At 72.7% G+C, this 20907-nt stretch carries 17 protein-coding genes; 9 read left to right on the top strand and 8 right to left on the bottom strand.

Annotated features, from left to right (window positions below):
* Window positions 1-787: RNA-guided endonuclease InsQ/TnpB family protein (locus BBK14_RS02105; RefSeq protein WP_071059591.1), on the bottom strand; the 787-nt coding region annotated here is incomplete at its 3' end.
* Between the two features lie 96 nt (window positions 788-883).
* Here BBK14_RS02105 and BBK14_RS02110 point away from each other — a divergent pair.
* The 3 genes from BBK14_RS02110 to BBK14_RS02120 all read left to right on the top strand — a co-directional run bounded on the left by BBK14_RS02110 (window position 884) and on the right by BBK14_RS02120 (window position 8201).
* Complete coding sequence (locus BBK14_RS02110) at window positions 884-2197, top strand: metal-dependent hydrolase family protein (RefSeq protein WP_071059549.1); 1314 nt, start codon at window positions 884-886, stop codon at window positions 2195-2197.
* The gene (locus tag BBK14_RS02115) at window positions 2194-5928 is read left to right on the top strand and encodes an indolepyruvate ferredoxin oxidoreductase family protein (protein WP_071059550.1); all 3735 of its coding nucleotides are present in this window, start codon (window positions 2194-2196) and stop codon (window positions 5926-5928) included. Before BBK14_RS02110 ends, BBK14_RS02115 begins: the two co-directional genes overlap by 4 nt.
* A gap of 602 nt (window positions 5929-6530) precedes the next feature.
* Window positions 6531-8201 (top strand): N-acyl-D-amino-acid deacylase family protein, encoded by a 1671-nt coding sequence (locus BBK14_RS02120; protein WP_071059551.1) that lies wholly within the window; start codon window positions 6531-6533, stop codon window positions 8199-8201.
* 172 nt (window positions 8202-8373) lie between these two features.
* On the opposite strand, the gene BBK14_RS02125 is transcribed toward BBK14_RS02120, so the two are convergent.
* The 4 genes from BBK14_RS02125 to BBK14_RS02135 all read right to left on the bottom strand — a co-directional run bounded on the left by BBK14_RS02125 (window position 8374) and on the right by BBK14_RS02135 (window position 13435).
* Window positions 8374-9573: an amidohydrolase family protein gene (locus tag BBK14_RS02125; protein ID WP_071059552.1), complete on the bottom strand. Its 1200-nt coding sequence runs from the start codon at window positions 9571-9573 to the stop codon at window positions 8374-8376.
* On the bottom strand, window positions 9558-9719 hold the full coding sequence (locus tag BBK14_RS38000) for a hypothetical protein (RefSeq protein WP_157904194.1): 162 nt from the start codon (window positions 9717-9719) through the stop codon (window positions 9558-9560). Before BBK14_RS38000 ends, BBK14_RS02125 begins: the two co-directional genes overlap by 16 nt.
* Window positions 9720-9962: 243 nt before the next feature.
* The gene (locus BBK14_RS02130) at window positions 9963-12425 is read right to left on the bottom strand and encodes a CaiB/BaiF CoA-transferase family protein (protein WP_241831047.1); all 2463 of its coding nucleotides are present in this window, start codon (window positions 12423-12425) and stop codon (window positions 9963-9965) included.
* Window positions 12422-13435: an LLM class flavin-dependent oxidoreductase gene (locus BBK14_RS02135; RefSeq protein ID WP_071059553.1), complete on the bottom strand. Its 1014-nt coding sequence runs from the start codon at window positions 13433-13435 to the stop codon at window positions 12422-12424. The genes BBK14_RS02130 and BBK14_RS02135 overlap by 4 nt, the downstream gene beginning before the upstream one ends.
* A 194-nt stretch (window positions 13436-13629) precedes the next feature.
* On the opposite strand from BBK14_RS02135, the gene BBK14_RS02140 reads away from it, so the two are divergent.
* Genes BBK14_RS02140 through BBK14_RS02150 form a run of 3 tightly spaced genes read left to right on the top strand, consistent with a single transcriptional unit; the run spans window position 13630 to window position 16109 of the window.
* Window positions 13630-14073 (top strand): Zn-ribbon domain-containing OB-fold protein, encoded by a 444-nt coding sequence (locus BBK14_RS02140; RefSeq protein WP_241831048.1) that lies wholly within the window; start codon window positions 13630-13632, stop codon window positions 14071-14073.
* Complete coding sequence (locus BBK14_RS02145; RefSeq protein ID WP_071059555.1) at window positions 14070-15260, top strand: thiolase family protein; 1191 nt, start codon at window positions 14070-14072, stop codon at window positions 15258-15260. Before BBK14_RS02140 ends, BBK14_RS02145 begins: the two co-directional genes overlap by 4 nt.
* Before the next feature lie 15 nt (window positions 15261-15275).
* Window positions 15276-16109, top strand: a complete 834-nt coding sequence (locus BBK14_RS02150; RefSeq protein WP_071059556.1) for an SDR family NAD(P)-dependent oxidoreductase — start codon at window positions 15276-15278, stop codon at window positions 16107-16109.
* A gap of 133 nt (window positions 16110-16242) precedes the next feature.
* Here BBK14_RS02150 and BBK14_RS02155 read toward each other — a convergent pair whose 3' ends face one another.
* On the bottom strand, window positions 16243-16908 hold the full coding sequence (locus tag BBK14_RS02155; protein WP_071059557.1) for a cutinase family protein: 666 nt from the start codon (window positions 16906-16908) through the stop codon (window positions 16243-16245).
* 230 nt (window positions 16909-17138) lie between these two features.
* Here BBK14_RS02155 and BBK14_RS42620 point away from each other — a divergent pair, with 230 nt between their 5' ends.
* The 3 genes from BBK14_RS42620 to BBK14_RS02165 are packed head-to-tail and all read left to right on the top strand — an operon-like array spanning window position 17139 to window position 18507.
* Window positions 17139-17462: a sigma factor gene (locus BBK14_RS42620; RefSeq protein WP_476739380.1), complete on the top strand. Its 324-nt coding sequence runs from the start codon at window positions 17139-17141 to the stop codon at window positions 17460-17462.
* Window positions 17462-17653 (top strand): sigma factor-like helix-turn-helix DNA-binding protein, encoded by a 192-nt coding sequence (locus BBK14_RS42625; protein WP_476739381.1) that lies wholly within the window; start codon window positions 17462-17464, stop codon window positions 17651-17653. Before BBK14_RS42620 ends, BBK14_RS42625 begins: the two co-directional genes overlap by 1 nt.
* Complete coding sequence (locus BBK14_RS02165; protein WP_071059558.1) at window positions 17650-18507, top strand: hypothetical protein; 858 nt, start codon at window positions 17650-17652, stop codon at window positions 18505-18507. The genes BBK14_RS42625 and BBK14_RS02165 overlap by 4 nt, the downstream gene beginning before the upstream one ends.
* Before the next feature lie 75 nt (window positions 18508-18582).
* On the opposite strand, the gene BBK14_RS02170 is transcribed toward BBK14_RS02165, so the two are convergent.
* Window positions 18583-19629 (bottom strand): MaoC family dehydratase, encoded by a 1047-nt coding sequence (locus BBK14_RS02170; RefSeq protein WP_071059559.1) that lies wholly within the window; start codon window positions 19627-19629, stop codon window positions 18583-18585.
* Entirely contained in the window at window positions 19626-20870 is a 1245-nt protein-coding gene (locus BBK14_RS02175; RefSeq protein WP_071059560.1) for a CoA transferase, read from the bottom strand. Before BBK14_RS02175 ends, BBK14_RS02170 begins: the two co-directional genes overlap by 4 nt.
* Window positions 20871-20907 lie beyond the last annotated feature (37 nt).

Here is a 20907-nt window from a genome sequence, read left to right on the forward strand (position 1 = left end):
TGACGTCGAACCGGCGGGCAAGATCGGTGGAGGTTCTCTCCACCCAGTCTTTCCGCCGGTCGGCCTCCCGGGCCTTCACCCGGGCGATCCGGGTCCTCAGTCGGCCACGCCGGTTCGACCCGCGTGTGGCTTTCGCCAGCCGGCGCTGGAGCCGGCGGAGTCGTTCGGCTTCCTTCGGCCTCAGCGTCGGGCAGGACAGCCGCTCCCCGGTGGACAGCGCCGCGGACACGGCGACACCCCGGTCCACACCGACGACCTCGCCGACCTCACCGGTTCCCGGCGCGGGGACCGGGTCGGGTGCTACGGCGAACGCCACATGCCAGCGGCCCGCCCGGTCCCGGGTCACCCGGTACGACCTGAAGTCCGGGATTATCCGCGACACGCGGAACTTCACCCAGCCGACCTTCGGGATCCAGCATTGGGACCACTTCCGGTTCAGCTTCTCGACCCGTGCGTTCTTCCCTACGATCTGGAAACCCTCGGACCGGCCACGTTTCCGAAAGGTCGGGTGGCGGTGCGAGCCGTTGAAGAAGTTCCGTATAGCCTGGTCGAAGTCTCGAAGCGCCTGCTGCTGAACGGTCTGCGAACCGGCTCGCAGCCACTCGAACTCCGCCCGCGCTTCGGTCAACTGCCGGCAACGCTCCGCATGGTTCGGTGCCCTTCCCTGGCCGGGCTTCCACCACGACTGCTGTTCGACCGCAAGATTCCAAACAAAACGCGCGTGTCCGCAGTGCTCCTCGATTCCGGCGACCTGTTCGGGTGCCGGGTCGAGCCGGTAGCGGGACATACTCTCATTCTACCGAAAGGATTCGCTCATGCGATCCAGTAAGGGGCGCCCTTTCCTGCCCGGCCTGAAGGCCGGGGTATCCACGGCAAGATCCCGATGACCGAGCGCATCTTGATCAGGAACGCGAAGATACTCACCTGCTCCGCGCCGACTCCGCGGGCCGTGCCCGGCGTGCCCGGCGGCGGTTCCGGCGCCGGGGCCAACGTCGGCACCGGGTCGGACGTCATCGCCGACGGCGACCTCCTGATCGAGGGCGACCGGATCGCGCGGGTGGCGGCGGGGCGCATCGAGATCGACTCCGGTGCGGCCCGCGTCGTCGACCTGCACGGGGCGGCCGTCTTACCCGGCCTGGGTGACGCGCACGTGCACATGAGCTGGCCGCTCGACTTCGTCTTCGACCACGTCTCCGTCGCCAACGCGCCGGCCGCGCCGCACGCGCTCGACGTCGCCGCCGTGGCCCGGACGTTCCTGGAGAGCGGCTACACGCTCGTCGTCGGGGCCGGGGTCTCCCAGCCGTTCGACGACGTGCGCACCAGGGACGCGATCGAGCGGGGCCTCATCCCCGGCCCGCGGGTCATTCCGAGCGGCACGATGATCACCGAGCGGGGCGCGATCAGCGCGGACACCGGGATGACCTCGGTCGTCTCCGACGCCCGGGACATCCGCGAGGTCGTCGCCCGCCAGTGCGACACCGGCGTCCGGGCGCTGAAACTGTTCGTCTCCGGGGACGGCATCGTCCCCGAGTACCCCTCCGACGACCTTTACATGAACGACGAGATGCTGTCCGCGGCCGTAGACGAGGCCGACCGGTACGGGGCGTTCATCACGGTTCACGCCCGCGGGTCGGACAGCGTCGCGATGGCGGCGCGCAACGGGGTCCGGGTCATCCACCACGCCTGCTTCCTTGACGACAAGGCGGTGCACGAGCTCGAGGCGCGCCGGGACGACGTCTGGGTGTGCCCCGGCCTGCACTACCTGTACGCGATGGTCAGCGGCCACGCCGAGCCCTGGGGCGTCACCCCGGAGAAGATCGAGCGCTCGGGCTACGAGAAGGAGTTCCACGCCCAGGTCGAGGGCATCCGCCAGCTGCGGGAGGCGGGCATCCGCATCCTGGCCGGCGGCGACTTCGGCCACCAGTGGACAAAACACGGCACCTACGCGGCCGAGCTGCAGCGTTACGTGGAGCTGGTCGGCATGTCACCGCAGGAGGCGATCAACACCGCGACCCGGAACATGGGCCCGCTGGTGGGCCTGGACGTCGGCCAGGTCCGCGCGGGCTACCTTGCCGACCTGCTGATCGTCGATGGCGACCCGCTCGCCGACATCACCGTGCTGCAGGATCCCGACCGCCGCCGCACGGTCCTCAAGGGCGGGCGGTTCGCCTACGTCAACCCGCGGATGTTCCCATGATCGGGGCCACCGGCGAGCGGGCGGCGTCCGGCGACGTGATCGAGGCGCCCCCGCTGGACGGCCCGCCCGTCGCTGATCCGCCCGCGGTCGAGGCCCCGGTGCCCGCCCCGGCCGCGGCGGCGCTGCTCTCCGGAGTCGAGACCCTGGCGCGCCTGCTCGTCGTGCGCGAGCGGCTGGATGCCAAGGACGGCCTGACCACCGGGACGATGGTGTCGGGCTACCCGGGTTCGCCCCTGGGCACGTTCGACCTGACCCTGGACAAGCTCGGCGACAAGCTGGCCGAGCACCGCATCCTGCACCGGCCGGGGCTGAACGAGGAGCTCGGCGCCGCCGTCGTGTGGGGCAGCCAGATGGGCGCGGTCAGCGGCTACGCCGGCGTCGACGGCGTCGTCGGCGCCTGGTACGGCAAGACCCCGGGGCTCGACCGGTGCGGGGACGTCCTCAGGCACGCCAACGCCATGGGCGCCGGCCCGAACGGCGGCGTCGTCATGTTCTGCGGCGACGACCCGACCGCCAAGTCGTCCACCCTGCCCTGCGACAGCCAGTACACGTTCGAGGACGCCTGTATCCCGGTGCTGTTCCCCGGTGACCAGCAGGAGGTCCTCGACCTGGGCGTGCACGCCTACCGGCTGTCCCGGTACTGCGGATCCTGGGTCGGGATGAAGATCGTCACCGCGGTGGCGGACGGCATCGGCAGCGTCGACCTCGATCTCGACCGGCACACTCCGGAGGAACCGGAGGACATCCTGGTCGAGGGCCTGCCGTGGCGGCACCGGCCGCAGGCCAAGGTCGGCCCGCACGCGGTGCCCGGCCAGGAGGCGCTCGTCGTCGACCACCGGCTGCGCGCCGCGCAGGCCTACGTCCGGCACAACGGCCTCGACCGGGTGGTCGGCGCCCAGGCGGGCGCGCCGCTGGGCATCGTGTGCGCCGGCAAGACCTACTTCGACGTGGTCCAGGCGTTCTCCGATCTCGGTGTCCGCCCCGCCGATCTCGCCGCCGCCGGCGTCCGCGTGCTCAAGCTCGCGATGACGTACCCGGTGGTCGAGAGCACCGTCGTCGAGTTCGCCCGGTCGGTCGAGGAGATCCTCGTCGTCGAGGAGAAGCGGCCGTTCATCGAGACGCAGCTGCGGTCGATCCTGCACCAGGCGGGGATCATGGTCCCCGTCGCGGGCAAGAAGGACCTGGACGGGCGCGCGCTGCTGTCGACGGTCGGCGAGCTGGACCCGGCCGCGGTCGGCAAGGCGCTGACCCGGGTCCGCCCGGCGCTCGCCGCCGGCCGGCGCGACGAGCCGCGGCGGATGTCGCTGCCGCTGCTCGCGCTGCCGTCCCGGCCGCCGGGCTTCTGCAGCGGCTGCCCGCACAACCGCTCGACGGTCTTCCCGGACGGTGCCCTCGTCGGCGGCGGCGTCGGGTGTCACGGGATCATGTACTTCGAGACCCGGCACCAGGGCATGACCAGCCTGCCGCCCACCCCGATGGGCGCCGAGGGCGTGCCCTGGATCGGGCTGGCGCCGTTCGTCGACGAGCCGCACCTCATCCAGAACCTCGGCGACGGCACGCTGAGCCACTCCGGCATCCTGGCGATCCGGGCGAGCGTCGCCGCCGGCGTCGCCGTCACGTTCAAGATCCTGTACAACACCGCGGTCGCCATGACGGGCGGTCAGGACGTCGTCGGCCTGATGGACGTCCCGGCGATGACCCGGGCGCTGGAGGCCGAGGGCGTGCGCCGCATCGTGGTGTGCGCCGAGGACCCGAAGCGCTACGGCCGTCGCGCCCGCTGGGCACCGGGCGTCAGGGTGCTCGGGCGGGACCACCTCCCGGAGGTGCAGGAGGAACTGCGGGGCGTGGCCGGCGTCAGCGTGATCATCTACGACCAGCGCTGCGCGGCGGAGTCGCGGCGGCTGCGCAAGCGCGGGCTGCTGCCCGAGCCGCCCCGGCGGGTCGTCATCAACGAGGCCGTCTGCGAGGGGTGCGGCGACTGCGGCACCAAGAGCAACTGCCTGTCGGTGCTCCCGGTGGAGACCGAGCTCGGCGTGAAGCGGCGCATCGACGACCTTTCCTGCAACCGCGACTACACCTGCCTGGACGGCGACTGCCCGTCCTTTGTCACCGTGCAGCCCCGGTCGCGGACCTGGCCGTGGACGAGGTCCCCGGCGAAGCGCCGGGCCCGCAGGGCGAGTGCCGAGCAGGCCGCGGGTGCGTCCGCCGGGACGGGCGAGTCGGTGCGGCCGGCCCTGCCCGCCGGCACCCTGCCGGCGCCCGCCAACCCGGGTGTCGACGGCCAGTACGGCATCTACGTCACCGGCATCGGCGGGACGGGCATCATCACCGCCAGCCGGATCCTCGCGGCCGCGGCCGAGTCGGCCGGGCTCGTCGTCGGCGGCGTGGACCAGACCGGCCTGTCGCAGAAGGCCGGGGCCGTGGTCTCCCACCTGCACCTGGCGGCGACCAGAGCCGAGATCGGCTCGGCGACGGTCGGCCCCGCCGGGGCCGACCTCTACCTCTCCGGCGACATCCTGCAGGCCGCCGGCGGGCCCCAGCTGGAACGGGTCCGCCCCGGCCACACCGTGGCGGTCGTCGAGACCGAGCTGATCCCGACCACGTCGATGCTCCAGGGCGGCGCGACCGCGCCCGCCGACGAGGATCTGCGCAGGGCGATCACCGACCGGGTCGGCCCCGAGCGGGTCGCCTTCATCGCCGGGCGGCAGATCGCCGAGCAGGTGTTCGCCGACCAGCTCCTCGGCAACGTCGTCCTGCTCGGCGCCGCCTTCCAGCTCGGCGGGCTGCCGTTCACGCTGGACGACGTCGAGCACGCGATGCGCCGGCAGGGCAGGGCCGCGGCGAAGAACCGGGAGGCCTTCGAATGGGGCCGCTGGGCCGCGCACGACCCGGCGGCCGTCGAGGCCAGCCTCGCCGGGCCCGCGGGCGCCGGGTCGGTGGCCACCGGGTCGGCGGGCGCGGAGGCCTCCGGCGCCGGTCCGGAGCCGGGTCGGCGGCCCGGCCTCACCGACCCGTCACCGGCGGCGCTGACCCGCGCGGCGGCGCTCGTCGCCGAGCGCCCGCTGCCCCCGGCGCTGCGTGACCTGCTGGTCCGCCGGGCCGCCCAGGTGATCGACTACTCGGGCGACTCGCTGGCGCGGCGCTTCCTCGGCCTGGTCGAGCAGGCGTCGGCGCGCGATGACGAGGCCAGGGGGTGGGAGCTCACCCGGGCGGTCGCCGACTCCTGGCACAAGATCCTGACCTACAAGGACGAGTACGAGGTCGCCCGGCTGCACCTGAAGACGGACTACGACGAGGTCGCGCGTGGCCTCGGCATCGACGGCCCGTACAAGGTGACCTACCACCTCCATCCACCCGCGCTGCGCCGGCTGGGCGTGTCGAGGAAGCTCCCGATGGGCCGGCCCTACGCCGTCGCCTTCCACGGCCTGCGGGCGATGAAGCGGCTGCGCGGGACGCCCTTCGACGTCTTCGGCTACGACCCCGACCGCCGCACCGAGCGGGCCGTGATCGCGGAGTACGAGGCGCTGATCACCGAGCTTGTGCGGCCGGTGCCGGCCGGGTCCGGCGTCTCCTACGAGACGCTGGTCCAGGCCGCCGAGTCCGTCCAGGTGGTCAAGGGCTATGCGGAGATCAAGGAAGCCGCGGTGCGGCGCTGGCGTGCCGAGGTCGCTCAGCTGCGGCGTGAGCTGGTCCCGCCCGCCGCTGGTACCGGTGGCGGCACGGCACCCTGACCTGATGTTCCCTCGCGTCGTGGGGAACCGGGGTGCATAACAGCCCGTTTCGCAAAGATTGATCGACCACGGGGTGTCGTGTCCGGTTCGAGCACCCCCAGGGAAACCATGATCGGCCGTGGTCCCCGGCGGCCGTGTCCGGGTGCGCGGGGTGCGGGGTACGCGGGGATCATCGGGTCCCCGGCACGGTCCGGGCCCGACAGGTGTGCGTACCGGGCCGGCCGCTATGCACGGCGGCGCGGAACCGTGGCGGGTGAGGGGCAGCCAGGACTCTCTCACCCGCCGCACATCACCCGATGGCGGAGACTCAGGGTGCATAACCGGCTCGGGGAGGAGGTACCGGGCCTCGGTCTGGGTCCTGTTCCGCGGGAGGCGCCAGCCGGCCACCCCGACCCGGGTCCCGACACGACATCCCACTCCTGATCGATCCACTCCTGGCCGATCTTTGCGAAACGAGCTGTAAGTCGTAGGTCGTGGGGCCCGTCCGCAGGCGTCTCGTGAGCGGGCGGCTCGTGAGCAGTGCCTCGCGAACTCGATAAGTGAGCGAGTATTTGCTATCTTCTGGGAACTATCGTTGCCGCGGGCGACCGATCGGAGTTTCGATGGATCTGCTGCTGCGCCACGCCTCGTTGATCGACGGGACGGGTGCCCCGGCCCGCGCCGCGGAGGTCGCCGTCAGCGGTGGCCGCGTGGTCGCCGTCGGCGCCCCCGGCGAGCTCACCCCGACGCCCGACTGCGAGGTCGTCGACCTCGAGGGGCTCACCCTCGCCCCCGGCTTCATCGACGTGCACACCCACTACGACGCCCAGATTCTCTGGGACGGCGACCTCACGCCGTCTAGCTGGCACGGCGTGACCAGCGTGATCATGGGCAACTGCGGCTTCGGGGTGGCGCCGACCAGGCCCGAGCACCGCGACATCATCATGCGCCTCCTGGAGAACGTCGAGGGGATGTCCCTCAGCGCACTTGACGCCGGCATCTCCTGGTCCTTCGAGACCTTCCCGGAGTACCTCTCCGCCCTCGACCAGCGGCCCAAGCGTCTCAACGTCGGCGCCTTCATCGGCCACTCGCCGCTGCGCGCGTTCGTGGTCGGCGGTGAGGAGCGGCCGGCGACACCGGCCGAGCTCGAGCGGATGCGCGAGATCGTGCGCGAGGCCCTCGAGGCCGGCGCCATCGGGTTCTCCACCTCGCGCCAGCCCGCCCACCAGGGCGCCTACGGCCGTCCGGTGCCGAGCCGCTTCGCCGAGGTCGACGAGGTCTACTCGATGGTCTCGGTGCTCAGCGAGCTCGGGCGCGGCGTCGTCCAGGTCTCCATCGGCCCGGGCCTGTTCGTCGACCAGTTCTCCGAGCTGGCCACCCGCTTCGGCGTCCCGGTGACGTGGACGGCGCTGGTCGCCCGCGCGGACAAGCCAGGCGCGGCGATGCGCACCGTCGAGCGGGGCGGGGCGCTGCCCGGCGAGGTCTACCCGCAGATCGCCTGCCGCCCCATCGTCATGCAGATCACGATGGACGACCCGGTGCCGCTCGCCGAGATCGACGAGTGGAAGGAGGCGCTGGCGCGGCCCCGCGAGGAGCGTGCCGACCTCTACCGCGACGCCTCCTGGCGGGAGCGGGCCCGCCCCGCGACGCTGAGCGCGTGGAGCCACCGCTGGTCCAAGATCGATGTCGAGGAGACCGGCGCCCACCACGACGTCGTGGGCATCCCGCTGGACCGGCTGGCGCAGCAGCGGGGCACCACCCCCTTCGACGTCATGCTCGACCTCGCGCTCTCGGACAGCGTCCCCACCCGCTTCCGGGTGGTGCTGGAGAACGACGGTGACGCCGAGATCGCCCAGCTGCTGGCGGACAAGCGCACCCTGCTCGGGCTCTCCGACGCCGGCGCCCACGCCAACCAGCTCTGCGACGCCTGCTACTCCACCCACCTGCTCGGCCACTGGGTGCGCGAGCGCGGCGCGATCGCGCTGGAGGACGCGGTCTGGCGCCTCACCGGTCATCCCCACCAGGCCTTCCGGGTGGACGGCCGCGGGCTGGTCAAGGAGGGCTTCCACGCCGACCTCGTCGCCTTCGACCCGGCCACGGTGGGCACGACCCCGGTCGAGCGGGTGTACGACCAGCCCGGCGGCGCCGACCGCCTGGTGGTGCGCAGCACCGGCATCGAGCACGTGTGGGTCAACGGCGTAGCCACCCGTTCGTACGGTAAGGACATCCCCGGCGCCACGCCCGGCCGCCTGCTGCGCGCCCGGGGCACCGGGGAGGGCACCCCGCAGTCCTGACCACCGGACCAACCCCGCGCCCGGGTAGCCATTTCGCGGTGGCCACCCAGGCGCTTCCGCGTCCGCGGGCTCTCTGTCTCTGCCGCTCAGGGCCTGGCCGGGCCCGACCCGGGCGCCGAGCTGGACCGGCCGGGGGGCTGGTGTCCTAGGTGACTGTCCTACGCGGACTGTCCTACGCGGACCTGGCGGTCTCCTTGTCGGGGATCCGGAGCAGGTCGGCGGTGTTGCTGCGCAGCACCTTGCGCCGCGTGACCGGGTCGCAGTCGTCGAGGCGCTCGACGTAGTCCATGGGCTGGCGGAGCCCCTCGGGGTGCGGGTAGTCCGAACCGAAGAGGACCTGGTCCGGGCCGAGCACGCTGATGAGGTCGTGCACGTCGTCCTCGGGGAACGGGCAGACCCACAGATGCTCGGCGAGCATCTCGCTGGGCTTCGCCGAGAGCGTGCCGCCGATCATCGGGCCGCGCCGGCCGAGGGCGGCGGCCTTGTCGACCGTCTTCAGCAGCGGTCGCACCCAGTTGCTGCCGTTCTCGATCGAGATGATCTTGATGTTGGGGTGTCGGCCGAAGAGGTTGTGCAGGGTGAGCGCGCTGAGCGTGTCGACGATCGGCCGCTCGGTGTTGCACAGCGCCCACTGCAGCGGCGACTGCAGGTGTGACGGGTTGCCCGCGTCCTCGGACCAGAGCCGGCCGTACGCCGCGTTGTAACCGCTGTTGGAGACGTGGAACACGACCCCGACCCCGGCCTCGGCCGCCATCGCCCAGAACCGGTCGAAGTCGGGGTGCGCGGGGGAGCGGCCGCCGATCGGCCCGGGGCGCAGGTGCACCAGGCGCGCGTCGGCGTCCAGCACCCGCTTCAGCTCGGCCACGGCGTGGTCGATGTCGAGCAGGGAGAGCATCGGAACGGCGAAGATCCGGTCCTGCTCGGCGTAGCCCCAGTCCTCCTCGAGCCACCGGTTGAACGCGCGCAGGCTGGCGTAGGTCAGCTCGACGTCGTCCGCCATGTCCTGCTCGACGGCCACGCCGAGGGTGGGCAGCATGATGGTCGCCTCGACACCCTGGTCGTCCATCAGGTCCAGCCGCGCGGGCCGCTCGATGAACGCGGGGTGGTCCTTCGCGTTCAGGACCTCGCGGTGGGTGAAGCCGTCCGCCACCTCGCCGACGAACAGGCCCTGCAGCGCGCCGGGGGCGGACGCGTAGTCCCCGGGCATCACGCTCATGAAGGTGCGGCGGTCGCCCAGATAGACCCGGCCCAGGCCGTCGGCCCCGCGCTCGACCCGTACGGTGCGCTCCTTGAAACCGGCCTCGATATGCCGGGAGAAGCAGTCGTCGGGCTCGTAGTAGTGGCCATCGGCATCGATCAGCTGGTAGTCCACCGCGTGCCACCTCCGGGAAAACGATTCAGTGAATACTCGCTGCGCCGGTCGAAGTGCCGGGACTTGCGCGCGGTGCGCTGGCTGGCCACGAGGTGCGGGTCGTCTCCGGGCGCCGGGCAGGCCACGAGACGGATCGTCGTGGTCACCTGGCTGCCTCCTCCGCCTGTCGCGGTTCTGTCGCCTGCCGCGGTTTCGTGTCGCTCGGCGGCCTGCCGCGCAGATCGCGGGCCGGTTCGCACGGCCTCAGTCCTGGTAAGTGAGCATACACTTTTTTCCTATCGGGCGCAGGGGCGTTTGCGGTGGCAGGCTGAATGCCCGCCTTCCCGAAGGCGGGCGATCTCGTTCTCACCGGTAACGCGCGGAACGCCGCCCAGGCAGTTCTCCGGGATCTACGGCGGTGCCGCCCCGAAAGGCGGGTGATGAATGCGGACGCCGGCCAGGACGGCCGGCGTCCGAGGGGATTCCGCGGTGCTTCCGGGATCCGTGAGGGTCAGGTCTGTCCGCGAGGTCTGGCGGACGGCTTTGGCGGCCAGGAGGGCGTCGATCTCTGCCGGGGGGAAGCCGAGGTCGGTGAGCACGGCGACGCTGTGCTCACCGACGCCCGGCAGCATCGGCGTGACCGGGTCCGCGTCGACGCCGGTCGGGCCGTACCGCGGCAGGGCCCCGATCTGCTCGAACCAGCCCCAGTCGGCGACCTCGTACGAGGCGACCCGGCCGAGCTGGCGGTTGACCGGGTCGTCCAGCACCGCGCGGCGGAAGCCGTCCCGGTCGAGCGGTTCGATGAGGTCGGCGAGCAGGTCGGCGGCGCGCAGACGGGCCACCCACTCGGCCGCCGGCGCGGCGGCGAACACGGCCTCCAGGACGGACTCGGCCCGGCGGGCGCTCGCGTCGTCCGAGCCCCCACGCAGCGGCACGTAGGACTCCGGCAGGCCGCCGGCCGCGGTGCCGTCGTCGCCGCCGGCCGCGTCGCCGGTGACGGGCGTCGCGGCGGGTGCCGTCAGCTCGCGCAGGCGGGCCCACGCGGCGCGGTCGGGCAGGACGAGCGCGAACCAGCGGTCGTCGCCGCCGGCGTAGATGCGGTAGCCCGGGCCGTACCCGGTCTGGGTCGAGTCGAGCGAGGGGGTCGGGACGCGCTCGCCGTCGCGCTGGAACACCCCGCTCTGCAGGAGCATCCCCGCGCCCAGCAGGCTCGTCGCCACCCGCTGCCCGCACCCGGTCGACTCCCGGGCGTACAGGCCGGCCAGTATGCCGGTCGCGGCCACCCAGCCGCCGCTGACGTCCAGCGGAATCCAGGTGGGGGCGACCGGATCGTTGCCGGTGCCGCCTACAGCCTGCTCCAGGCCGGTCAGCGCCTGCATCAGGGCGTCGTTGCCGGGGTACTTCGCCCGCGGTCCCGTCGGGCCGAAGGCGCTGGCGTGGCAGTACACGGCGCGCGGGTTGAGCCGGGCGACGGTCTCCGCGTCGATCCGGAGCCGTTCGGCCACCCCGACCCGGAAGTTGTGCACGACGACGTCGGCCCACCGGATCAGCCGTTCCACGACGGGTCGGGCTTCTGGGGCGCCCAGGTCCATCGCCAGGCTGCGCTTGCCGCGCTGGCAGGCCGCCACCGCGTAGGCGGCGGCCCGCATGGCCTCGCCCTCGGGCGGCTCGACCTTGACGACCTCCGCGCCCAGGTCGGCGAGGATCTGGGCGCCCAGCGGACCGGCCACGAACGCCGAGAAGTCCAGGACGCGAACCCCCCGCAGGAGACGGCCGGACGTCCCGGCCGCGCTCGCGGCGGGGGCGCCGTCCGCGGGCGCGGGGCGGACGGGACGGACGGAGATCGGCGAGCCGACGACGACGTCCCGCCGGCCGGACTCCGAGCGGGTCACCGCCAGGCCGACCTCGGCCAGGTGCGGGTCGGCCAGCGCGTCGCCGGGGCGCAGCACCGGCTCGCAGGCGATGCCCGCCTCGCGCAGCCGGTTCAGCCAGTCCTCGCGCGGCCGCAGCGCGAACGGCGAGCGCCAGCGGCGGGCACGCTCGTTGAGCGCCCCGGTCATCTGGTCGGCGTAGTAGCCCTCGTCGCTGGGGGTGTCGCCGAGAACGTCGATGAGACGGGAGTACATCCCCTTACCACCGAACCAGACCTGCAGCAGCTCGCCGTCGGCGCAGCGGTACAGGAAGTTCGGGAAGGTCGATCCCTTCTCCCAGTAGGACTCGATCTCCGTCGCGGCGCGCTCGGAGCGCCCGATCATGCACCCGAGGGTGGAGAGCAGCCCGTCGTAGAGCGACGTCTCGGCCCAGCCGCCGGTGCCCGTCCCGACCCGGCGGCGCAACAACGCGAGCGCGGACGTCGTGAGTAGGAAGGCCGTGCCGCTGCCCGACGCCTGCGCGTCGATGAAGATCGGGCCCGGCCGGTGCCCGGCGAGCTGGGTGCAGAACCCGGCCCGCGCCTCCACCAGCAGCCCGAAGTCCTCCCCGAGGCCCTTGGACGTCCGGCTGGGCCGGCAGCGGGCGTACACCAGGCCCGGGTTGGCCGCCTGGAGGTCGAGATGGCCCAGGCCGCGCTGCTCGACGAGCGCCTCGGGTCCGTAGACGAACGCGACGTCCGCGCCCCGGAGCAGCGCGCGCACCTCGGCCGCGTCGTCGGTGACGACGAGCTGCTTGTCGCGGTGCCAGACCTCGCCCCAGGCCACGTGCTCGTCGATCGCCGGCGTCGACGTCCCGACCGCCCGGACGACCCGCGCGCCCAGGTCGGCGAAGATCATGCCGGGCACGCCGCCCGCCAGGCCCAGGCCGAGGTCGCTGGTGCCGACCGCGACCTCGACGACCGACAGGCCCTCGCAGGGACGTCCGGCGGGGGCGGTGCTCACGGCGCGACCTCGTCCGCCGGCAGCCCGTCCACTGACAGGCCGTCCACTGACAGCCCGTCCGCCGGCAGCGTGAGGCGGGGCAGTACCTCCCTGGCCGCGAGAGTGATCACCTCGAGGGTGTCCTCGTGCGCCGCCGGGGAGATGATGAAGTGGCGCACCCCCGCGTCCACGTACTGCTGGAAGCGGGCGGCGACCTCCTCGGGCGTGCCGGCCGGGGCGACCCGCTCGAGCATGCCGCCGGGCTTGTTCCCGTAGGCGCCGCCGAGGAACGACGCGACGTCGTCGCGGGCGCGGTCGCCGTCGGGGCGGATCGAGCAGTAGACGTACATCATCCACTCGAAGCCGGACTTCTCCAGGTCGCGGCCGTCCGCGGCGGCGTGCTCGCGGACGGTGCCGACCGTGCGGGCATAGGCGTCCGGTGACATCAGGTAGGGCATCCAGCCGTCGCCGACGCGGGCGGCGCGGCGCATGGCGGGCCCCTTGCGGCCGGAGATCAACAGCGGCGGGCCGCCGGGGCGCCCGCCCGGCCGGTCCGCGCCGCGCAGCTCGACCGGGACGAGCTTCGCCTCGTCGAGGTGGAAGAACTTCCCGTGGTGGGTCACCGGCTCGCCGGACCACAGCGCCCGGAGGATGTCCAGGGTCTCGTCGGTGCGCGCCCCGCGCTCGGCGACGGGCACGCCGACGGCGTCGAACTCCTGGGGGAACTCGCCGCCGACGCCGACCCCGACCGAGATCCGGCCGCCGCTGTGGACGTCCAGGTCGGCGAGCTGCTTGGCGATGATCACCGGGGGGTAGAGCGGGGCGAGCAGGATCGAGGTGCCGACGCGGACGCGCTCCGTCCACGCGGTCATCAGCGCCAGCCGGGTGATCACCTCTCCGGTGCCCGTCCGGGGGAGGATGTGGCCGCCCTGCCAGACGGACTCGATCGGGAGGCGCTCCGCGGCGGCGAGCCACGCCCGGTCCGGCTCGGGGAGGGCCGCTGCTCCGAAGACGATGCGATTGCCTGGCAACCAGGGCTCCTTAACGGACGACCGGCCGGACGGCGTGACCAGGCCGTCCGGGTCGGGGAGCAGACTCGGCGGCTGTCCGCGCGCGTGTCCGGGCTTGCGTGGCAGAATAGCGGAGTGAGCGTACACTCCTCTTCCCTGTGAAGGGAAGCTGAGCAGGGAAGCAAGGGCTGAGCAGGGAAGCAAGGGGGAGAGGCTTGACCGCGATCGTGGGTATACCCCCGGCCGTGACCGAGGAGACCGAGCCGTTCTGGACGGCGGCTCGTGAAGGCCGGTTGCTCGTCGAGCACTGCCCGGCCTGCGGGYCCGACTCCTTCCCGCCGTACGGGGCCTGCCGGGTGTGCCGGAGCCGTCCGGTCGAGTTCGTGGAGATCACCGAGCGTGGCCGGGTGTACAGCTTCACGGTCAACCACCAGCGCTGGATGCCTGGTCTCGAAGTGCCCTACGCGATCGTCCTCGTCGAGTTCCCGGGCCATCCGGGAGTGCGGGTGGCCGGCCGGCTGCGCGGCTGCTCCCCGGAGGCCGTGGAGATCGGGATGGCGGTCGAGGTCGGCTTCGAGCCGGGGCCCGGCGACTTCGCCGTCCCGAGCTTCGTCGCCGTCGACCGCGCCTCCGAGAACGGTGCCGGGGCGACCGCGTGACGGGCACCGAGCACTTCGAGAAGCGGGTCGTGCTCTCCGGCGTCGGCCAGTCGGCCGTCGGGCGGCGCATCGACCGCTCCGGGTTCCAGCTGACCCTCGACGCCGTTCACGCCGCGATCGAGGACGCCGGCCTGCAGGTCGACGACATCGACGGCCTGGCCATGTTCCCCGGCGGCGGCAAGGCCAACCTGCCCGGCTACGCCAACGGCAACCTGTACGAGATCCAGGACGCCCTGCGCCTCACCACCACCTGGCGGCAGGGCCAGGTCGAGGGCATGAGTCTGCCCTTCTACGGCCCGGCGCAGGCGATCGCGACCGGCCAGGCCCGCCACGTCGTCATCTGGCGGACGGTGAAGGAGGGCAGCGCCGCGCGCAACGCCGGCGGCCGCCCCGCCTACGGGTCGATCCACCCGGCGGCCGAGGGGCCGCTGGCCTGGCTGCTGCCGATCGGCGCGCTCTCCCCGGTGTGCCAGGTGGCCCCCTACGCCACCCGGTACATGCACGAGTACGGCGTCACCCGCGAGCAGCTTGCCTGGATCCCGGTGACCCAGCGCGCGCACGCCGCCCTCAACCCGGACGCGGTCTACCGCGACCCGCTGACCGTCGACGACTACCTGGCGTCGCGCATGATCTCGACGCCGATCTGCCTGTACGACTGCGACGTTCCCGTCGACGGGGCCACCGCGATCGTCGTCTCGGCGGCGGAGACGGCCCCCGACCTGCGGGCACCGGTCGCCATCGAGGCGATGGCCGGGGTCGTGGACGGACGCCCCTCGTGGGAGCAGTGGGAGGACATGGGCCGGGTCGGCCACGCCACCGCGGCGGCCCTGTGGAACCGGACCGGTCTGCGGCCCGCCGACGTCGACGTCGCCCAGCTCTACGACGGCTTCACCATCGAGGCCGTCTGGTGGCTCGAGGCGATGGGATTCTGCGGTACCGGCGAGGCGGGCGCCTTCGTCGAGGGCGGCAAGCGGATCGCGCTCGGCGGCGACCTGCCGCTCAACACCTGGGGCGGGCAGCTCTCCGGCGGGCGTCTGCACGCCTCCTTCGGCCACACCGCCGAGGCGATCCGTCAGCTCCGCGGCGAGGCCGGGGCACGGCAGGTGGTCGGCGCGGAAGTCGCCGCGGTGACCAACGTCGGCGGATACGAGGCGGGCGCGGCCCTTCTGACGCGCTGGCGTGGCTGAGAGAGGAGACGTCGGATGGCACGAAGTTCTGGACGGGTCGAGGGAAAGGCCGCCATCGTCACCGGAGCCGGCTCCACGCCGGGTGACGGGATAGGCACCGGGAAGGCCAGCGCCGTGGTGCTCGCCCGGGAGGGCGCGAGCGTCCTGCTCGTCGACCTGTACCCCGAGCGCGCCGAGCTGACCTTAAAGATGATTGAGGAAGAGGGCGGCAAGGCGAAGGTTTTCGCCGCCGACGTCACGCAGGCGGACCAGTGCGAGGCGATGGTCGCGGCGGCCGTCGAGAACTTCGGCACGGTCGACATCCTCGTGAACAACATCGGGCTGGCCTCCCTGGGCACCGTCGTGGACCTCTCGGAGGAGGCCTGGGACCGCGCCCTCAACGTCAACCTGCGCACGGTCTTCCTGGCGTCCAAGTACGCCGTGCCGGTGATGGCCGCCCAGGGCTCCGGCTCGATCGTCAACATCTCGTCGATCTCCGCGCTGCGGGGCGACGGCACGATCGCCTACTCGGCGGCCAAGGGCGCGATGCTCGCGATGACCGTCGACATGGCCTACTCGCACGGGCGGCAGGGCATCCGGGTCAACGCGATCGCGCCGGGGCACATCACCACCCCGATGGTGAACTCCGTCTCCGGGCAGGACCCGCGGGCCGACTTCCGCACGCAACTGCGCAACGAGGCCGGCCTGCTCGGCACCCCGGGCACCGGCTGGGACGTCGGCTGGGCCGTGGCCTTCCTCGCCTCCGACGAGGCGCGCTGGATCACCGGCATCACCATGCCGGTGGACTCCGGAGTCCTCAGCATCACGCCGCTGTCGATGGCGCAGTACCTGCGCGCCATCCCGGAGTAATAGCCGCCGCACCGCTGGGCTGACCGCGCCGGGCGGCTCGCCGGGACGGACGACACTGTTCCGCCCCGGCGGGCCGCTTCACCATTGCCGCAGCGCGCCGAGTACTTCGGCGCCGAGTACTTCAGCGTGCGGACTACTTCAGCGCGAGGACCTTCGACGCGGCGAACTTCCCGCCGTCGGCGGCGCTTCCGTCGAACCCGTACATGATGTGCGCGAAGAAGTTGAACCCCGAGGCGCAGACAGGGTCGCCGAGATTGCAGCACTCCTTGGCCTTCGGGCCGTAGAGCGGACTCGCCGTGGTGATCTTACCGGCGGTCAGTGCCAGCGGGTTGCCGAACACGACCACCGCCGCGACCCGCGGGGCGAGTTCCTTCGGAATGGTCTCGCCCACGCCGAGGAACGTCGGAATCCCGATCGAGATGTCCGTGACGCTGGCGCCCTGCGAGTACCCGCCCAGCACGAACTTCGTGTTCGGGCAGGCGGCCGCGGTCGCCTTCACGTGCCGGGTCATGTCGGTGGCCCCAGGGCCGGCCGACGTCTGCGCGTAGTCCGCGGCGTAGTTCACGGCGTACGAGGYGACCGTCTTACCGGGCAGGTTCTGTTTCACGGCGTTGACGAACGGGCCGCCGGTGATGCCCAGGCCGGGCAGCTCACCGCTGCCCCGGGCGAAAACGACCTCCACGTCGGAACAGGTGGCCGCCTGCGCGGGCCCGGCGACGATGCCACCACCGAGGGTGCAGGCCGTCGCGGCGACGGCGAGCGCCAGGGCGCGGCGTTTCCAGGAGCCGACAAATCTCATGCGCGAATCTCCTCGCGTAATCGACCAGCGCAGTGCGGCTGGTCTGTTGTCCCACCCCCTCCCTTTGTCAAGCTTTGGTGCGTTTTGGACGCTATCGTCCGGTCTGCCCGTAGACAACGAGTACCTGATCGGGTTCACCCGAAAGTGCCACCGGAGCGCCACGCAGGGACACCGTCGTCGCCCGTGGGGCCGGCGTTCAGGAGGGCAGGACCACGGAAGGGACGTATCGGGTGCTGGAACGCGAGGAGCGGGCGTTCGAGGAGTTCGTCGGGCGCACGGGCGACCGGCTGGTGCGCTGCGCGGTGTTGCTGGTCGGCGACCGGGGGACGGCCGAGGACCTGGTCCAGGGGGCGCTGGAGCGCACCTACCGGCACTGGCCGCGGGTGTCCGCCGGACACCCGGAGGCCTATGTGCGGCGGGCGCTGGTCAACGCGGCGGCGAGCCGGTGGCGCCGGTTCCGGATCCACGAGGTGCCGCTGGGTGCGGACACCAGATCGGCCTGCCGGACCACGCCGACCGGCTGTCGGTGCGCGACGAGCTCATCCGTGCCCTGATGACCCTGCCCGTCCGACAACGCGCGGTGCTCGTGCTGCGCTACCTCGACGACCTGCCCGAGGCGGAGGTCGCGGCCGCGCTCGGCTGCAGCGTCGGCTCGGTCAAGAGCCAGGCCTCGCGCGGACTCGCCCGACTGCGGGCCAGCGCGCACCTCGACGACGTCCTGCCGGCGGAAAGGAGGACTCCGTGACCATCGACGTCGAACGGGATCTACGAGCGGCCATGCGGGCCGTGACGGCCGAGGTCACGGCCCGCCCGGACACCACCCGCCTGGTACGCGAGCGGTTCCGCCTGCGTCGGCGCAGGCGGCGGGTCGCGCTCGCCGCGGCGGTGGCGGTGCTCGTGGTCGCCATCCCCACGGGTCTGGGCCTGGCCCGGTCGGACTCCGACACCGTCGAGGTCAGGCCGGCCCGCCCGTCACCGACCGCCAGTCCGGCCGCTGGGCCGACGTCCGCCCCGACCGCCGGTCCGGGTTCCGGGCTGGGGCCTGGTCGGGACGTGGGGGGCGTCGGCATCACCTGGATACCCGCCGAGATGACCTTCGAGGAGGACACGAGCGGTGCCGGCACCGGCGAGCCCACCCCGGACATCGCCACCTACTGGTCGTCCTTCAACGCGATGATGGGTAAGCAGATGGCGTTCGTCATGGTCACGGTCAGCTGGGGGCCGGTACCGACCCTCGACGCCGTCGAGTCGAGCATGCGCGTGCAGCCAGAGCGGACCGTCGCCCGCACGACGGTCCGGGGTCGGCCGGCCGTGTTCACCCGCATGGACCCCAAGCGGGAGTTCGCCCTCGTCTGGGCCGAGCAGGACGGGCTGCTCATCGAGGTAGCCGCCGGCACTCCTCTCACCGAAGACGAACTGCGCCGGGTCGCTGAAGGGCTGGTAGTCGGAGCCCGGCCAACGCTCGACCCGAAGACCGAGCAGGCCGTCCGCGAGGCCGTCACACAGGCGTACGCCATGGACGGGCCTGCGGACCGGGCGCTCGCGGCGATCGAGAACGGGCAAGGTCAGCCGCGCCGGCTACTGCATGACCATCCTTGATGACTGCCCGATCGATACACCTGCCACCCCGGCGGGCGGGCCCTCATGACCGCGCCGGAGCGGCCGGCGCGTCGATCAGGGCAGGACCGCGACGAAGCGCCAGTCGAGGACGTCCCGGTCGGGTTCCTGGCCGGGCTCGCCGTCGCCGGGTCCGCCGTCGCCGGGGCCGTCGTCGGCGCGTACCCGCGAGCGCAGGCTGACCAGGCCGCCGCCCGCGGCGAGCGGGGTGAGGTCCTCCACCGTGATGTCGCTGCGCAGGGTGTCGCCCTCGTACACCGGCCCGACGTGGTCGCAGCCGTGCCAGCCGGTGACGGTGACCAGCCGCGGCAGTGCCCGCGTGACCTGGGCGAACGCGAGGCCGATGGTGTGACCGCCGTAGACCAGCCGCCGCCCGCCGCCGGCCCGGGTGTCGTGGTGCACCTGGGCGATGTTCAGAGTGAGCCGGGCCAGCTCGGGCGCGCTGGACACGACGTCGCCGCCGCCGACCCGCCAGCTCTGCCCGACCTTGAGATCGGCGAAGCCCGCGCCCTCGGTCGCGGCCGCGAAACGCTCGAGGTCCCAGCCCTCGACGACGGCCCCGAGCTCCGCCGTCCCGGCCGTCTCGACGGTCCCGATGGCCTCGATGTCGTCGCGGTGCCCGGTGGTCCGGTCGGGGTCGCGCAGCGGGAGCATCGCGCACCGCCAGAAGTCCAGGACGGGCCGGTCGAGCTGGTCGACGGTGGTGATGCGCAGCACCGCCAGCCCGGTCGGCCGGCGCCCGGGCCGGACGCTGTTCTGCCGCAGTGCGACGACCTCGGTGGACGTCCGCAGCGTGTCGCCGATCTCGGGCGCCCGGCGGAAGACCAGCCCGCGGTAGAACAGGTTGGCCTTCACGTGATGGGTGACCACCGTGGACTGCCCGATGGCGACGTCCCAGACGACGTTCGGCGGGGCGAGCGCCGCGGCGCCGGTCACCTCGGCGCACAGTGCGGTGTCGAGGGCCAGGGCGAGCCGGCCGCCGACGATCGAGCGGTGGACGTCCGCGAGGCCGGCGGTCAGCGTGACCCCCGGCGCGGAGCGGAACCGCTGCCCGACGGCCAGCTCGTCGAAGTAGGGCCCCTCGGCGACCGATCCGATCGTCATCCCGCCCGTCCCGTCGTCTCACTCGCGATCACGCCGGTGTCGATCAGCCGGCCGATCTCGGCATCCGTCAGGCCGAGTATCTCGCCCAGGACGGGCGCGGTGTCCTGGCCGAGGCGCGGTGCCTCACCGGGCGCGCCGTACTCGCCGTCCCAGCGCATCGGCGAGCGCGCCGTGATCGCCGTGACGGTTCCCGAGGACGGCTCGTGAGCCGGCAACCGGACCTCCGCGAGCAGCGGGATCGGGTCCGCGGCGTGCGCTGCGACGACGTCGGACATGCCCCGGTACCGGCCCCACAGCACGCGGGCGGCGTCGAGCTCGTTGCTGACCTGCTGGTAGTCGCGGGCGGCGAACCAGGGACGCAGCACCGCGGCGATGGTCTCGCGTAGCCGGTACCGGTCGGCCTCGTGGGCCAGGTCGGCGTCCAGCGCCGTTTCGAGGGCGGCGAACACCTCGCCGGTCTTGGTCACCGAGCACAGCGCCGCCCACTGGCCCTCGGTGAGCGCCACCACCATCACCCGGTTGCCGTCGCTGCAGGTGAAATCGACGCCGAAACTGYCGTAGACGTGGTTGCCATGCCTGGGCCGCTCGGTCCCGCGGGCCGCGGCCTCCGACAGCCAGCCGAGATTCGCCACACCGCTGAGCGCGACGTCTGCCAGCGCCAGCTCGACGAACGCGCCGGCCCCGGTGCGGTCGCGGTCGCGCAACGCGGCGAGAACCGCCGTCGACACGGTCAGCCCGGTGATGAAATCCCAGGCCGGCAGCACGTGGTTGACCGGAGCGCCGCCCTCCTCCCGCCCGGTGATTCCCGGCAGGCCGACCTCGGCGTTGACCGTGTAGTCGACGGCGGGCCGCCCGTCCGGATAGCCCTGGACGCGAACGTGGATCAGGTCCGGCCGGCGGGCGGTCAGGGCGTCGTAGGACATCCAGCGCCGCCCGACGACGTTGTCGACGAGGACACCGCGATCCGGCCCCGGCGCGGTGATCAAAGCTGTGACCAGCTCCTTGCCCGCGCCGGAACGCAGGTCGACCGCGACGGACCGCTTCCCCTTGTTGAGGGACGTCCAGTAGTAGCTCTCGCCGGTGGGTGCCACCGGCCAGCGCTGGTAGTCGCTGCCGCCGCCGATCGGGTCGACCCGGATCACGTCGGCCCCGAGCTGCGCGAGCGTCATCCCGCCGGTGGGCCCGGCGACGAAGCTCGCACATTCCACGACCTGCAGTCCCGCAAGCGGCCGCCGGGTCATGACGCCGCCCGTGTAAGGGCCGGGGTGAGCCGTCCGA

Source organism: Parafrankia soli (assembly GCF_001854695.1).
Lineage (GTDB): Bacteria > Actinomycetota > Actinomycetes > Frankiales > Frankiaceae > Parafrankia > Parafrankia soli.